This window comes from Rhodococcus sp. NS-SX18, from assembly GCF_057367935.1.
Genome location: NZ_CM170633.1, coordinates 2,865,925 through 2,879,491, shown reverse-complemented (window position 1 = coordinate 2,879,491; position 13,567 = coordinate 2,865,925). Strand labels below are relative to the sequence as shown.

Annotated in this window: 12 protein-coding genes and 1 pseudogene; 4 read left to right on the top strand and 9 right to left on the bottom strand. The window is 69.4% G+C overall.

Translation table 11 applies throughout. The features are described from left to right. Positions 1–51: 51 nt before the first annotated feature. A complete protein-coding gene (locus AC2IPW_RS13320; protein ID WP_416063670.1) occupies positions 52–1,128 on the bottom strand; it encodes a M24 family metallopeptidase in 1,077 nt (358 codons plus the stop codon). Positions 1,129–1,792: 664 nt separating this feature from the next. Here AC2IPW_RS13320 and AC2IPW_RS13315 point away from each other — a divergent pair. Further along, positions 1,793–3,154 carry an APC family permease gene (locus AC2IPW_RS13315; protein WP_486375013.1) on the top strand — a complete coding sequence of 454 codons (1,362 nt, stop codon included), beginning with the start codon at positions 1,793–1,795 and terminating at the stop codon, positions 3,152–3,154. A 790-nt stretch (positions 3,155–3,944) separates the two neighbouring features. Here AC2IPW_RS13315 and AC2IPW_RS13310 read toward each other — a convergent pair. Continuing rightward, positions 3,945–4,122: pseudogene (locus AC2IPW_RS13310) on the bottom strand (IS1380 family transposase); the annotation flags it as partial. Between the two features lie 30 nt (positions 4,123–4,152). Further along, entirely contained in the window at positions 4,153–5,634 is a 1,482-nt protein-coding gene (locus tag AC2IPW_RS13305) for a CYTH and CHAD domain-containing protein (RefSeq protein WP_486375012.1), read from the bottom strand. Between the two features lie 461 nt (positions 5,635–6,095). On the opposite strand from AC2IPW_RS13305, the gene AC2IPW_RS13300 reads away from it, so the two are divergent. Further along, positions 6,096–6,431, top strand: coding sequence for a GNAT family N-acetyltransferase (locus tag AC2IPW_RS13300; protein WP_486375011.1), 336 nt, complete (start codon positions 6,096–6,098; stop codon positions 6,429–6,431). After that, on the top strand, positions 6,428–6,907 hold the full coding sequence (locus AC2IPW_RS13295; RefSeq protein WP_416061159.1) for a carboxymuconolactone decarboxylase family protein: 480 nt from the start codon (positions 6,428–6,430) through the stop codon (positions 6,905–6,907). The genes AC2IPW_RS13300 and AC2IPW_RS13295 overlap by 4 nt, the downstream gene beginning before the upstream one ends. 485 nt (positions 6,908–7,392) lie before the next feature. Here AC2IPW_RS13295 and AC2IPW_RS13290 read toward each other — a convergent pair whose 3' ends face one another. From AC2IPW_RS13290 to AC2IPW_RS13280, 3 genes are all read right to left on the bottom strand, one after another. Continuing rightward, positions 7,393–8,823: a DUF1254 domain-containing protein gene (locus tag AC2IPW_RS13290; RefSeq protein WP_486375010.1), complete on the bottom strand. Its 1,431-nt coding sequence runs from the start codon at positions 8,821–8,823 to the stop codon at positions 7,393–7,395. A 389-nt stretch (positions 8,824–9,212) separates the two neighbouring features. Continuing rightward, positions 9,213–9,848, bottom strand: a complete 636-nt coding sequence (locus tag AC2IPW_RS13285) for an ATP-dependent Clp protease proteolytic subunit (protein WP_486377003.1) — start codon at positions 9,846–9,848, stop codon at positions 9,213–9,215. Positions 9,849–9,889: 41 nt separating this feature from the next. Further along, positions 9,890–10,159, bottom strand: coding sequence for a helix-turn-helix domain-containing protein (locus AC2IPW_RS13280; protein WP_054375225.1), 270 nt, complete (start codon positions 10,157–10,159; stop codon positions 9,890–9,892). A gap of 130 nt (positions 10,160–10,289) precedes the next feature. Between AC2IPW_RS13280 and AC2IPW_RS13275 the strand changes: the two genes are divergently transcribed. After that, a complete protein-coding gene (locus AC2IPW_RS13275) occupies positions 10,290–11,129 on the top strand; it encodes an alpha/beta fold hydrolase (RefSeq protein ID WP_416061156.1) in 840 nt (279 codons plus the stop codon). A gap of 85 nt (positions 11,130–11,214) precedes the next feature. Here AC2IPW_RS13275 and AC2IPW_RS13270 read toward each other — a convergent pair whose 3' ends face one another. From AC2IPW_RS13270 to AC2IPW_RS13260, 3 genes are all read right to left on the bottom strand, one after another. Then, positions 11,215–11,859, bottom strand: a complete 645-nt coding sequence (locus AC2IPW_RS13270) for a chymotrypsin family serine protease (protein WP_003937952.1) — start codon at positions 11,857–11,859, stop codon at positions 11,215–11,217. Between the two features lie 237 nt (positions 11,860–12,096). Then, entirely contained in the window at positions 12,097–12,552 is a 456-nt protein-coding gene (locus AC2IPW_RS13265; RefSeq protein ID WP_486375009.1) for a universal stress protein, read from the bottom strand. 311 nt (positions 12,553–12,863) lie between these two features. After that, positions 12,864–13,364 (bottom strand): DUF427 domain-containing protein, encoded by a 501-nt coding sequence (locus tag AC2IPW_RS13260; protein ID WP_486375008.1) that lies wholly within the window; start codon positions 13,362–13,364, stop codon positions 12,864–12,866. Positions 13,365–13,567 lie beyond the last annotated feature (203 nt).

Below are 13,567 nucleotides of genomic sequence, written 5' to 3'. Positions count from 1 at the left end.
GTGCCGGTACCGGACCGGCGGCTTTCAGTTCGATCCCACCTCCTGCAGCAGCTAGTCGACGACCCACAGTTCGTGGCTGGTGTTGTTGAGACGGCGACAGCCGTCGGGGGTGACCGTGACGATGTCTTCGATGCGGATCCCGAAGCGACCGGCGAGATAGATTCCCGGCTCGATGGAAAAGCACATGCCGGGTACCAGGGGTTGCTGTTCGCCCTCGACGATGTACGGCGGCTCGTGTGTAGTGACCCCGATCCCATGCCCGGTGCGGTGAATGAACTGCTCGCCGTATCCGGTCTCGCCGATCACCGATCGCGCCACCCGATCGATATGCTGGCAGCTCACCCCAGGCCGGACCGCCTCGACCGCTTCCTGCTGGGCCTGCCGGACGATCCCGTGTACCTGCCGCACCTCGGCACTGGGCTCTCCGACCGAGACCGTGCGGGTGGTGTCCGATCCATAACCGAACATCAACCCGCCGAAGTCCAGGACGACGGTGTCGCCGTGTTCGATCACCCGGTCACCGGCCTCATGGTGCGGATTGGCCCCGTTGGGGCCGGACCCCACCACAGTGAAGTCGACCTGCTCGTGCCCGAACTGCCGCAACAAAGCGGCCAGTTCCGCTGCGACCTCCAGTTCGCGCCGCCCGGCGAACCGAGTCTGCACGATCTGCTCGAAGACCATATCGGTCGCCGCTCCGGCCGCCGTCAATCGAGCCAGTTCACCGGCGTCCTTGACAGCACGCAACATCGGCAGACCCTCGGCCAAGGCCACATAGGACGAGTGCGGCACCTGCCGTTGCAGCCCTAACAGATGGATTGCCCACGCCGCGTCCGAGATCCCGTACGTGTGGGAGGGACACAGCAGCGCGCCGGCCACCTGGTACGGGTCGGTGCCGTCGGTCCACTCGACGAACGATACGGCGGCGGTACCGGCCGCGGCTTCGGCGTCGGGTCGTTCGAGCGCGGGTACCACCAGGGTGGGTTGCCGATCGGGGCGCAACACCAGAACGGTGAGGCGTTCGGTGATCGCTGTCGGCCGATATGCCGTGAGCCAGACCAAATCCGGTCCGGGAGTAACGAGCACACCGTCCAGACCAGACCCGACGACATCGCGCACAACTCGTGCCATGCGGGCCGCGTAATCGTCGCCGGTGAACGGTGCCGGGTGCACGATCGATGTCATCGCGGCCTCCGACGGCCTCGGGAGATATGCAACTGCCGAGTCAACCCCGAGACACAGAATCGACTACACACAACCCGGTACCTCCCCAGCGTTGCGAGCGAGGTCGCCCAGGGCCACGCCTCGATCGACCCTCCAGCGACACGACTCACCTCTACGACGGCGTGCATAGCCCGTTATCCCGAATTGTGCACCCGCCACGATGGCACCGCAGGCAAATCGCATACAGGAGTTACTGGCGGGATCGGACACCGCTGAGCTGCAGTGGTGCCCTGTCACGAGCGCAGGGGAACCGCCCCAGGAACCCGCGGTGCCCGTACGGAATCGTGATGCCTCGCAGGTGCCCTGATCGGTGCGTGCTCGCGGTGTCGTCACTGAGCTCGGCCATGTCGGAGCTCGCGGCAGCGACCCGATCCCGAAGGGCGCGGGTTGGTGCCCTCGCGTCGTAGTCCGAATCGCATGCCCCTACCGGGGAGCACTCGCCTCCTCCGGCCGCCTCCGAGCCCGGCTCCGAACGGTCGTCCGGGGTCACCGTCCAAAGTCGCGGTCGGATAGCAGACTGATCGGATCGAACTCGGCCGTGGCCGACCGTGCCGGTTGCATCATGTAAGACATGGACAACAGGGCCCCAGGGCCGTCCGACGGCCGCGACAGCGGCCCGCAACAGCCTTCCGCACCGGATGCGGCGCCCCCAAATGCCCGGACCATGACCGTGCGTGGCGGCGCCTTCCTCGGGGTCGGCTCCATGGTCGGAGCCGGCATCTTCGCGCTTCTCGGAGAAGCCGGGGCCGTGGCCGGTTCGGCGGTGTGGGTATCGTTCCTGCTGGCGGGGGTGGTGGCCACCTTGCAGGGTTACGCCGTCGCGAAGCTGGGGGCGCGCTACCCGTCCTCGGGCGGCATCGTGACGTTCCTGCTGCAGGCCTACGGCCGAGGGCACATCACCGCCATCACCTCCTGGCTGCTCTATTTCGCGGCCGTCATCGTCACCGCCATGGTGTCCGTCTCGTTCGGCAGCTACGGCGCCGCACTGTTCTTCGACGAGTCCACCACTTGGAGCAAAATCCTCACCACCGCTGTGGTCGTGCTCGTGGCGGCGGTCAACATCGCCGGCACGAAGTTCATCGACCGGGTCCAGAGCGTGATCGTGGTGATACTGCTGGTAGTGTTCGCGGTCTTCGTCGTCGTCACCCTGACTCAACTCGACCCCGATCTGCTGGCGCCGTCCACGTACCCGCCGAGGCTCGACATCGTCTCCAGTGTGGCGCTGACCTTCTTCGCCTACCTCGGCTTCACCGTGGTCAGCTTCACCGGCGACGACCTTCCCGATCCGAGCCGTAACCTGCCGCGTGCGATGTACCTGGCATTAGGCATCACGGTCACCCTGTACGTATCGATTGCCGTCGGAGTCTTCGGAACCCTGACCGTGCAAGAGGTCATCGACAACGGCGAGACCGCTCTCGCCGTCGCCGCCAGACCCGCCCTCGGCGACGCCGGTTTCGCGATCATGGCCCTCGCTGCCCTGCTGGCCACCTCCTCCTCGGTCAACGCCAACGTCTATGCGGCGGTCGGCTCCACCGCCAAGCTGGCCGAATCAGGCACCTTCCCTCCGGTGTTCGGCAGTCGAGCCAGAATCGGGGGCACACGGGGGCTGACCATCTCGGTCGTGCTGATTCTGCTGCTTGCGAATCTGGTGGATCTGACCGCCATTGCTTCCCTCGGCAGCGTCGTGGCCCTGACGATCTTCCTGGTGACCTCGATCGCGGCATATCGCCTCCGCCATGAAACAGCCTCTCGTGCTGGCATCCTCGTCACCGGCATCGTATTGACCGTGATCGTGCTCGCCGTCTTTGCAGTGCAGACCCTGCAGACCTCGCCCGAGACATTCGCGGCGATGATCGCGATTGTGGCGTTGGCGGTGGTGCTCGAAATACTCTGGAGCCGTCTACGCACTCACCGAACCTCGAAAGCGCGATGAGCTCGACCCCGTCGGTGGGACCGATGGGACAGCCCCATCGAGGTGCCCTCGGATCCTTCCCCCGCCCTGACGAGGATTTCTGCAGCCGACCACCGACACTCGCATCGTCGCCGGCGCGACGGTATGCTCCGCCGCTGACGGGCGACTGCGCGAGGTGCCCGTACGGTGACCGCGTGCGCCGGCCTGACATCGGGTCGAAGAAGACGTGCGGGGTGGAGGTGCTGGAGACCGAATCGTCCCGGACCGTTGGCCTGAGGCGTCGGGCGCCGTGGAGCCGCAGTCCCCTGATGCGCTGGTACGACCGGATCGAATCGGGCCCCGCGCTGGTGGGGATGGTGTTCGTGCTGGTGATGGCCCCCTCGCCGCGGCATACGGAACGATCACCTACGGCGGGCCGGGGGAGCGGTCTTGGCTGGACCGGCAGACCAGCCGCCCGGTCGGGGCCATCGTGCTCGGCACGGCACCGGGGAGGCGGTTGTTCGACAGGGCATCGAGGCGTCACCACGATCAGGGGAAGTCGACGATGGCCGATCGGTGCGGTGAATGCAGGACGGGCAACCCCGGACCGCGCGGTGGGATCGTGCTGCCGGTGCCCACCCCGGGGCGACGAGCGACCTGTCGGTCGATGTGACCGGCGCTCCGGTCGCCCCCACGGTGCGGACAGTGCCGCCACCGCCGTCGCGGCCCCGACGGTGTGGCCGGTCTCGGCGGCGGCAGGCGCAAGGCTGTAGGGGCTGCAGCCGGTGAGCCGAGCATCGCCGAGGGGCGGCCTGGGACAGCGAGTGACGCGGGCTGGGCACGACGCCGGGATGATGAACGCATGGTGTCGGTAGGTGGCGAACAGTTCGCCCTGCTCGCTGCCGTCCCCGACCGACGGTTGCAGGCGCCGGACCCGCTGCACGACGAGCCGGCACGCGACGTGCTCTTTCCTTGCGCCGGCCGGTGAACGCCACGAACGGCAGGTGCGCCGCCCCTTCACCCGGGCCGGTGGCTGCCGCTCAGGTAGTCACCTCCGCGGCCTGACGGCGCGCCCGTTCGGCGGCCTGCAGTTCGAGCCCGTACAGCAACCCGAAGGTGAATCCGTTCTCTCCGGGTGTGGTCCCTGCCCGGGCGCCGAACTCACGTAGCAGGTCGGTGGCGACGGCGCTGTCCTGATGTTCACCGAGCACCTGCTGGATCCTGGTGTAGTGGCTGATCGTTCGCTTGGCGCGGTGGCGGCCGAGCAGCGGGGCGGCCAACTCGGCGGCATACCTGGCCCGCTTGGCTGACCTGCGGGCCCGGTGCAGCGCCTGCTCATCCTCGCCGTCGGCGGCGGTCCGCGCCCGAGTGTCGGCCTTGCGTTCGGCCCGCCGCGCCGCCTTCACGATCACACGCGGCCGGTCCGCTTCCTCGGTCAGCGGAGGTTGGATCCGCCAGCGTGCCAGGGTGGCGAGCAACGTGCGGTACCGGTCGGAGTCGAGGGTGCGCAGCACCTCGTCGAGCCGGTGACGCTCGTCGGCGCGCAGATCGGTGTCGATCCGTGCCGCCACCGGGCCCATCACCAGCTCCGGCGGCAGGTCCTCGAGCGCGGCGGCCAGCCGGACGCGCTGCACCTGCACATCCCGGACCTGTCCGAGTACCCCTGCATACCAATATAATTCGCTGTCGAGCCAGGACCGCTGCGTGGGCTCGAACACCTTCCGAAACGTCCGCAGGGTGCTACGCAGGCGCCGGATGGCAACCCGGGTGGGATGGATCGGGTCCAGACCGCGGCGCAGCCACACGTCCCCCGCGGCGATAGCCTCGAGCTGGGTGTCGAGGTAGTCGGCGAGCACACCACGGGCTCGCACGACCTTGTCGGCGGCCTTGCCGGCGGGGGTGGCGAGGGAGAAGTGCGCCTCGATCGTGGCGAGAGCGCGGTCGAGTTCGCCGCGCTGCGGCGTCGGCGCGGCGTCGGTACGGGCCAGGGCCGCAGTGAGTGCGGTGCGGTGCTTCTTCGACGCGGCGTCACTGATGTCGAGGTGGATCTGCTGCCATTGCTCGACGGTCGCCGCCTCGCCGATCACCGTGGCCGCGACCGTCTCGACACCGATCCGCGCCAGCAACCGGTCGTTGCGGTCGTACCACTCGTGCCGGTGCTCACCGGTGTCGACGGTGACCGAACGCCGCAGCGGCCGCCCGCCCGTCAGGCCCGCCACTGCTGCGGTGAGTTCGTCGGGCGCGAGTTCGCTCGTGTCCGAATCGATGTGCAGTTCGGTGCCGAGCTTGCCACCCGGAACGACCAGCTCCCAGCCGGCCTCCCTGTCGGGACCCGGAGTGCGGTACCGCAGCATACAATCCCACCGCCGCAGGTCGCGCCCCGCGGTGTCGAGGTAGATGCTGCGGTGCTCGGGGGCGGGGTGCTCGACGTGCCGTGTGCCCGGCAGGATGTCCTGCCATCGCGGCAGTCTTCCCTGCGACGAGATCAGATACGTGGTGCCGGCGGTCGCGGACGAAGCCATACCCCCGATTTTGGCGCATCCGGCCGGGTGTCGGCAGCGAATGCGGCGGGGACCTGCCCGCGTAGCGGGACTCGGCCGTGGTCTGGGTGTGCACGGCGCCGAGCACCGAACGGGACCGGGCGCGGCCAGGAGGAACCGGCACCCGGGAAGACACCACCGATCGGCTTGGTGCGTTCCGACGGTACCCCGCCGCCGGAAGATGGGGCCGATGTACACGCGTTGCTACTCGAGGCCGAATCACTTTTGCATGAGCGTGTTCCGGTCGCCCGGTTCCGCTCAGTTCCTGCCCGACGCCCGGGAGACACGGGGGCTCGTTGTTACCGGGCCGGAAATTCACCCTCGGAGACGTGAAGCTCTCCGGCGAGTCCCGTCCCCATTTCGAGTGGGCCACGCGATATAGTTGCTCAGTCAATTACTTCTGTTAGGGTGAGCTTCATAGTTCCCCCCAGGAAGGACAAGCGATGGGCACCGACACTCCCGACCCCCGCCTCACGAACATCGCCGTCGCTCACGCCCCGGACCGGCACCGCTACGAACTCCGCGACGGCGACACCGTTATCGGCTTCACCCGATACCGCACGCGCACCGGCAGCGACCCCCGGCGAGTGTTCGTCCACACCGAGGTCGATCCCGCCTACGGCGGCCTCGGTCTTGCCGCCCGACTCGTGGAATTCGCGCTCGACGACGTCGCCGCCGCCGGCGAACGCATCGTCCCGGTGTGCCCCTATGTCGCGAAATACCTGCGTACCCACCACAACTACGACCACCTCGTCGACTGGCCGGAGGCCCAGCAATGACCACAGCCACACCCGCCCGCATCGCGATCGACAGGCAGGCGCGCCCCGTGTACCGCGCACAGGTCGCCGTCGCGGTCGCCGTCCGCGAGGCCGTCGCCCAGGCGGGACTCGATCGCACGCTCGTCGAACTGGTCAACATCCGCGTCTCCCAGATCAATGGCTGCGCCTACTGCCTCGACGTGCACACCCGCGACGCCCTCGCCGGTGGGGAATCACCGCAGCGACTCGCCGTCCTTCCCGCCTGGCGGGACACCGACCTGTTCACCGACCGCGAGCGCGCCGCCCTGACCCTCGCCGAAACGGTAACGACCCTGCCGACATCCGACCAACAGGATCGGGACTACACCAACGCTCGCACCCACCTCACCGACGACCAACTCTCGGCGATCGTGTGGGTGGCCATCGCGATGAACGCCTTCAACCGCATCTCTATCCTCAGCCGACACCGCGTTCGTCCCTCCACCTCGGACACCTGAGCCGACGCTCCGGATCCCCGCTCCAGATCACCGCGCAGAAACGCCACGACTGGTGCCGCACCACTACGTCGCGACCAACGGGGAGTTCTGCCCGGATCGTGTCCGGATACACCAGGGGTGGGAAGGTCGAAGGGTGTGGACGGGACGAGGAGACGGCGTCGGCGGGCCGCCCACCCCGCGGCCGGGTTACCGCTTGTCGGTGGGCTCGTCGGGCTCGGGGTCGTCCGACGAGTGCGCCGCGCAGCACCGGCCGGCAGCCCCCACCGCGTGCGAAGACACCGCCCCGAAGCTCGGTGTCGGTGTCGAGTCGATGTGCACCGGGAACCGACCCCGGCCGGCTTCGTGGACCTCGACAGAACAATCAACGACCCGGGGACATCAGTCGGGAGTTCGAAACGCTCCGCGCCCTCCAGGGGAATGGCGGGGAAAGACGTAGCGGATTCCGGTTCTTCGCGGCCGGAGATGGATTGCTCTCCTCCGTAGTGTTACCCGAACGGTTCTATGTCGGGCAGTCTCCATGTCTTGTCGAACCACGGTTCCAGCGGACCGTAGAGCCGGACTATCGCGAACCAGCTCTTGCCGGGCAGGGTCTGGATCCAGTTGCGGCTGGCCTCGGGCCGGTCGGGACCGAAGTCGACGTCGACTGAGCCGTCCTCGTTCGAGATCATGTCGCGGTCGCTGGCAACGGTGGGCAATTCCTGGTCGGTCTGCAGCATCGACCGGGTCTGGGTGTCGTAGACGACGATCGACCAGAAGGTGTTGACCGGCACGTTCGGCGGGACGTGCAGCCGGTAGGTCCGGCCGCCGTCGAAGGGCGCGTCGGTGGCATCGACGAACGCGGTGACATACTGCGATCCGGCGCCGACCATCTCCGTCAGGTACGCCGGACTCGATCCGCTCCCGATGAAGCCGAGCGCGGCGGCGGTGTCGAGCATCGCGGCGCCACGGTCCTGGAACTGGTAACCGGCGAAGAGGAAGACCCGCCAGGCGCCGTCCGGGTAGTAGCGTGCCTCGGGCTGGCGGACCCGGTAGAGGAGCGCGCGGGCGGTCGCGTCGCCGACCGCGGCTGCCTCGGTCAGGATTGCGCGCATCCGCTCGTCGGGGTCGAACGGTTTGCCGTGCTGGATGCCGACGGCGGCGAACATCCCCAGCGTGACCGGGTCGGATGACTCCGGCGGCTCGGACTGCACCACCTCGTCGAGCAGCTCCCAGTACTGGTAGTCGGCGGCCGGGATGGTGACCCACGGCTCGAAGGAGACGTTCACGAATCGCATCGGCGGCGGGTCGTCGGCCTGAGCCAGCGGGTAAGCCCGGGTCTTCGCCTTGATCATGTCGGCGGCCGGATGCGGGTCGCCGTGCTCGTCGCGGAAACCGCGTGAGACGAGGCACATCCCGTAGCTACGGGACCGCACCACGAAGTAGCCGTCCGGGACCTCGCCGTCGTATGCAGGCGGCAGGAACAGGTACTTGCCACCCCGGCCCTTGTCGGGTCCGGTCGCGCCGATGTCGACGACCCAGCGCCCCCACGAGTCGTCGATCAGGCCGTACACGTCGGGCGGGGCGTCCAGGACGAGGGGTCCGTCGTGGAGGTCGATCCACATGTAGAAGTACACGACGGTCGTGTGCATCGCCGGTCCGACGGTGCACGGGTGGCACAGGTCCTCCCAGAGCGCCACCGTGGTGTTCGCCGGACCCCAGCGCAGCAGTCCCCGGCGCCACGCCGCCCAAGACACCGGATGCTGCGCCAGCAGGTACGCCTGCACCGCCCGCTGGAAGTCCAGATTGTCGAACAGTGTCCGGGTCGTCTCGTCGTCCGGGACTCCGTCGAAGAACCGCAGCGTGCCCAACCGGGTGCGGACCTCGTCCGGCATCTCGATGCCTGGCGGAATCGGGGTGCTGTGCGCATGTGAGGTCATCGCGTCCTCCTGTGTCGATAGCCCTTGCCGAGATTCCCCGCCGCCGACCCGACGGCTCGCCCCACCCACTCACGATGCGCCGTCTCGGCCCTCATTGTCTGCCGGATCGACGAGGGAACACGTGACGGTGTGGTACACCCCGTCACGGACTCGAGGTCGCCGGTTGTGGCATTCATGAACCGCTGCCCCGGGTGGACAGACCACACTCCTCTGAATCTCATCCTTCCGGGTGATGAGACCTTCCACCAGAACTGGGGCGCAACAACACTCTATGGGCCGAGTCCGCCGCCGGAGGCTCCGCCCGAATGGCACTCTTGCCGCAATCATCCCCGGTGAAAGCGTCGACAGCTCTCTGTCGCGGCGCGAGCACCGCAACCGCAATCGACCGGTTACGGGATGCGGTCCGGCGGCGTCGGTGCGTGCAGCTCCCGATCCCGGCCGATCGCATCGACCAGGCCGTAGTCACGTGCCTGCTCGGCGGTCAGGATCCGGTGGGCGCGCATGTCCTGGGCGATCTCGTCGATGGGGTGGCGGCACAGGTCCGCGAGCCGTTGCTGCAGTGCCTGCAGTTGCTGCCGGTAGCGGTCCACCTGGGCGTCGACGGTTGTCGCGGGACCGTCGCACGCGGTGCGGGGCTCGCGCAGATGGAAGGTGGCGTGCGGCGCGGCGGTGCGCCGGTCGGCGGCCGCCAGGAGGGCGACGGCCGCGCCGGTGACGGCGCCGAGGCAACTCACCCGGATCGGCACACCCATCAGGTCGAGGGTGTCGAGGAGCGTCGTCGCGGTGTCGAGATCGGCGTCGACGTCGTGCAGCCACAGCTGGACCGGGTCGTCGCCGGAGGCGTCGAGCAGCGCGAGCGTGGCGGCGGCGCGGTTGGCGGCGTCGTGGCCGAGACGACCTGTGAGCCGGACGATCCGCTGGTCGAACAGTCGCTCGGTGAGCCAGTCGGAGCCGGGCGCGACGAGCGAGGTGTACTGCGCCGGTGCCGGAGCCGGCGGGCGCGGTTCGGGCTGCCACGGGGGCATCGGCGGGGGCGGGGGAGGGGGAGGAACGGGCGGCCAGATGTTCATGTCGTCTCCGGGGGCGGGTGGATCTGCCAGTCGACGGTCTGTCCCACCGCCTGTGCATACCGTTCGAGGGTGGACAGGCGCGGATCGAGATCGCCGCGCTCGAGTCGGGCCACCGCCGACTGGGAGGTGCCCATCCGGGCGGCAATCTCGGTCTGGCTCAGTCCCTGTCGTCGCCGGGCCGCCGCCAGCTCGTCCACCAGCGCTCGACGCCGGTCGGAGAGACGGTCCAGACCCGGGAACGACGTTCGGCGCGGCGACGTCGACATATCAGCAATGATATCTCGGCAATGCGCTACCGGACAGGGCCGTCGCTGCCCCTTGACACGGGCGGCGCTCGGCGCCGATCCTCGACCCATCCGAGACGGTTCCGCGTCCCGCCCCGACCCGGAGCACGCCATGACCATGCCCCGAATTCCGGACACGCGACGGTCGTACCTGCGGGTGCGCGACGTCGACCTGTACTGCGAGGACACCGGCGGTGAGGGCGAGCCGATCCTGTTCCTGCACGGGTTTCTCTTCGACGGGCGAATGTACGAGGCGCAGATCGCGGCACTGCGGGATCGGTACCGCTGCGTCACCCTCGACTTCCGCGGGCAGGGCCGGTCCGGGCACGCCCGGACCGGATACCAGCTCGAGCAACTCACCGCCGACGTGCTCACCGTGATCCGGCGGCTCGACCTCGCCCCGACACACCTGGTCGGTCTGTCCATGGGCGGCTTCGTCGGCATGCGCATCGGCGCGCGGGAACCGGGCCTGTTGCGCTCGCTGACCCTGCTCAATACCGGCGCATCCCCGCACCCGCCCGGGCGGTACCCGCTGCACCTTGCCCTCACGGCCGTGGCACGGCTGCTCGGGCCGTCGCCGGCCCCCGTGCTGCGGGGCATCGAGAAGGAACTCTACGGCGAACCGTTCCGCAGCGAACCCGGCCGGGAGGCCGACCGTGAGGTGTGGCGCAGACGATGGGAGACCGCCGATCGGTCGTCACTGGCGAACACGATGCTCGGCATGATGGTCCGTCCCGACATCCGGGACGAGCTTGCCGGCGTGAGCGTGCCGACGCTGATCGTCGCGGGGCAACTGGACGTCGAGATGCCACCGCGTCTCGCCCGCGAGATGCACACCCTGATCCCGGGCTCGCAACTGGTCGAACTCGACGGCGTCGGTCACAGCGCGACGCTCGAAGACCCGGCCCGGGTCACCGGGATCCTGGAGCGCTTCCTCGCCGAGATCGGCTGACCGGCGAGAACACTCCCGGCGGTGCGTGGCGCCCGGTCCGTCAGGCCCCTCACCCGGGCGACGACATCGTCCCGACCCGCGCGTCCTAGATCGGACGGAACCCCGCCCCGGCCCCGCCCCGCGCATCGGCGTCACCGACGACGGCCGTCATGCTCGTGCCGACCTCCGGACCGAGGCAGGCAACGGTGAGGTAGCCGTTCACCATGCCGACGAGGGTGGTTCCGACCACCACCGGACCTCCCGAGTCGCCGAGGTCGACGCACGTCTGCGTCCAGGTCTGCCCCGAACCGAACACATCGCCGTAGGCCACCCCGCAGGTATGCCCCGTGGTACGGCCCTGCTTGCAGACGATGTCCGGGAACTGCGCCGGACCCCCGATCCCCGTGATCGTCGTGTTTCCGACCCGATTCACGGGCACCACCTTCGCCGGCTCGAACACGATCACCGCGTAGTCCAAGTCCGCATCGGTGTAGGCGATCGTGCCGACCACCCCGGCATCCGGATCTGCCTCCGAGGCGACCGTGGACCCGGCGTTTCCACAGTGCCCCGCCGTGAATCCGACCAGCCGGCCCCCGGAATCGGGACCGATCGTGGTGAGGGTGCAGTAGTTCCGGCCGTCCATGACGATGCCGGAACCGCCGCCGAGGACGGCCGGATCGGCGGCCGCTGCAACACCGGTGCCGGCGAGCAGCGACGCGCCGACGGCGAGAACGAGGATGCCGAGTCTCATGGCGGGCCTCTTCCGAAGGTCGAGCGAACGAGTCGGACACGCGCAGGAAGGGGAGTCGCGCGTACGATCCACCGCCCTCGGGCGCTGTTTCTCGATCATCCGCCGCACCCGGGGCTGTTCGCAGCGTTTTCCGGGACGAGAAGACGAGGCGGGACCGATCGGGGAGGGGAACGACCGGTCCGGCAGATCGGGGCGGCCCCGGTGCCACGGGGGAGCGGGATCGTCGCCGTGATCGCCTCAGGTCGAGACGGGCGGGGGCGGGGTGTCGCCGTGGATGACCAGCACCGGGCAGTGCGCGTGCTCGGCGCATGCGGCGCTGACCGAACCGAGCAGCAGGCCGCTGAAGCCGCCGTGCCCCCGGCTTCCCACCACCAGGAACTGCGCATCGCGGCTCTCGTCGAGCAGGACCCGCGCGGCTCCGCCGCGGCGAACCAGTTCCTGCACGGACACGCCGGGCTCGCTACCGAGGACGCCGGTGACCGTCTCGTGCAGCATCCCGGACGTTTCCCGCTCGGGGTCCCAGTCGGACGGCCAGCCTTCGGCGGCAGCCCAGGGAATCTCCCAGGCCGCCACGGCGTCGACCTCGAATCCTGCCGAGCGGGCGACGAATCGTGCCCACCGCAGTGCCCCCTTCGACGGCTCCGATCCGTCCACTCCGACCACGACGCGGCCGGTCACTTCGCCGCCGGTCACGTCGGCTCCTCTCCGGCCCGGCACGGTCGGGAACGATCGGACCGGTCCGCGCCGGGTTCGTCGACGCGGCCGGCGCCGGGGGACGGTCGCTCACCGCATCCGGGCGGTACCGCTTCGTGCGGGCCGGTGCGTGACCGTCCGAGCGAACCCGCGAAGCCCGCGCCGGAGGGAGGGCTGGACTCGACCACCGGCCAGCGGGAGTGCCCGGCACCGGCGCGGTGCGTATCGACATCGGAAGCGATGCCCATCGGCCCAGTCTAGTGCTCGCGCCGCCCGCAGGCGCGCATCGGCTTCGACGCACAGCGGAGCGGCTACCAGCCCGCCGACCCGGGGATTCCCTTGAACGGGCCGACGACCGAGCTGGTGATCCAGCCGCCGTAGAACCCGCCCGGTTGCGGGACGACCTCCTCGCCGTCGACGGTGCACCGGTCGACCTGCGCGGCCATCACCGCGACGGCCCCGGCGATCGCACGGAAGGCGGGGGTGGGATCGTGGTAGGTCCATGCCGACTTCGGCGCGACCCGCGAGTCGGTCACCAGGTCGTAGTAGCTCGCCCTGCCCTTCCACTCGCACCACGACGAGCCCGGCGCCTCCCGCAGCGCCCCGTCGGCGAAGGCGTCGGCGGGAAGGTAGTAGGTCGGCGGATGGCTGGTCTCCAGTACCCGCCAGGCGTGCGTGGTCGACGCGATGGTCCGGCCGCCCAATTCCACGGTGATCGAGCCGGTGAAGGGCTCCACGCGGGGCGGACGGGGATAGTCCCAGACCGATTCCTGCCCCGCAGCAGGCTCGACGGGTTCCGGCCGGGTCGTCACGGCGACCTCCTCGTGGTCACCTCCCCAGGGTACGGGGGACGACGCCAGGGGGCCGGGCGCGATGCCGGGGGACGGGGCGGGGAGGTGCGCTGCGCCGGTGGTGTGCAGCGGAGCTGTCGTGGCCGCAGATCCGCCCGTAGCGTGCGGCTGCGGCGTGCCCACCGTGCCTCTCGCACAGCGAACCGCGGCCCGCCCTCGCACCC

What these genes read in the sequence shown, in the direction of transcription:
- AC2IPW_RS13320 (WP_416063670.1), bottom strand. Translation starts at nt 1,128, where the DNA reads ATGGCACGAGTTGTGCGCGATGTCGTCGGGTCTGGTCTGGACGGTGTG.
- AC2IPW_RS13315 (WP_486375013.1), top strand. Translation starts at nt 1,793, where the DNA reads ATGGACAACAGGGCCCCAGGGCCGTCCGACGGCCGCGACAGCGGCCCG.
- AC2IPW_RS13305 (WP_486375012.1), bottom strand. Translation starts at nt 5,634, where the DNA reads ATGGCTTCGTCCGCGACCGCCGGCACCACGTATCTGATCTCGTCGCAG.
- AC2IPW_RS13300 (WP_486375011.1), top strand. Translation starts at nt 6,096, where the DNA reads ATGGGCACCGACACTCCCGACCCCCGCCTCACGAACATCGCCGTCGCT.
- AC2IPW_RS13295 (WP_416061159.1), top strand. Translation starts at nt 6,428, where the DNA reads ATGACCACAGCCACACCCGCCCGCATCGCGATCGACAGGCAGGCGCGC.
- AC2IPW_RS13290 (WP_486375010.1), bottom strand. Translation starts at nt 8,823, where the DNA reads ATGACCTCACATGCGCACAGCACCCCGATTCCGCCAGGCATCGAGATG.
- AC2IPW_RS13285 (WP_486377003.1), bottom strand. Translation starts at nt 9,848, where the DNA reads ATGCCCCCGTGGCAGCCCGAACCGCGCCCGCCGGCTCCGGCACCGGCG.
- AC2IPW_RS13280 (WP_054375225.1), bottom strand. Translation starts at nt 10,159, where the DNA reads ATGTCGACGTCGCCGCGCCGAACGTCGTTCCCGGGTCTGGACCGTCTC.
- AC2IPW_RS13275 (WP_416061156.1), top strand. Translation starts at nt 10,290, where the DNA reads ATGACCATGCCCCGAATTCCGGACACGCGACGGTCGTACCTGCGGGTG.
- AC2IPW_RS13270 (WP_003937952.1), bottom strand. Translation starts at nt 11,859, where the DNA reads ATGAGACTCGGCATCCTCGTTCTCGCCGTCGGCGCGTCGCTGCTCGCC.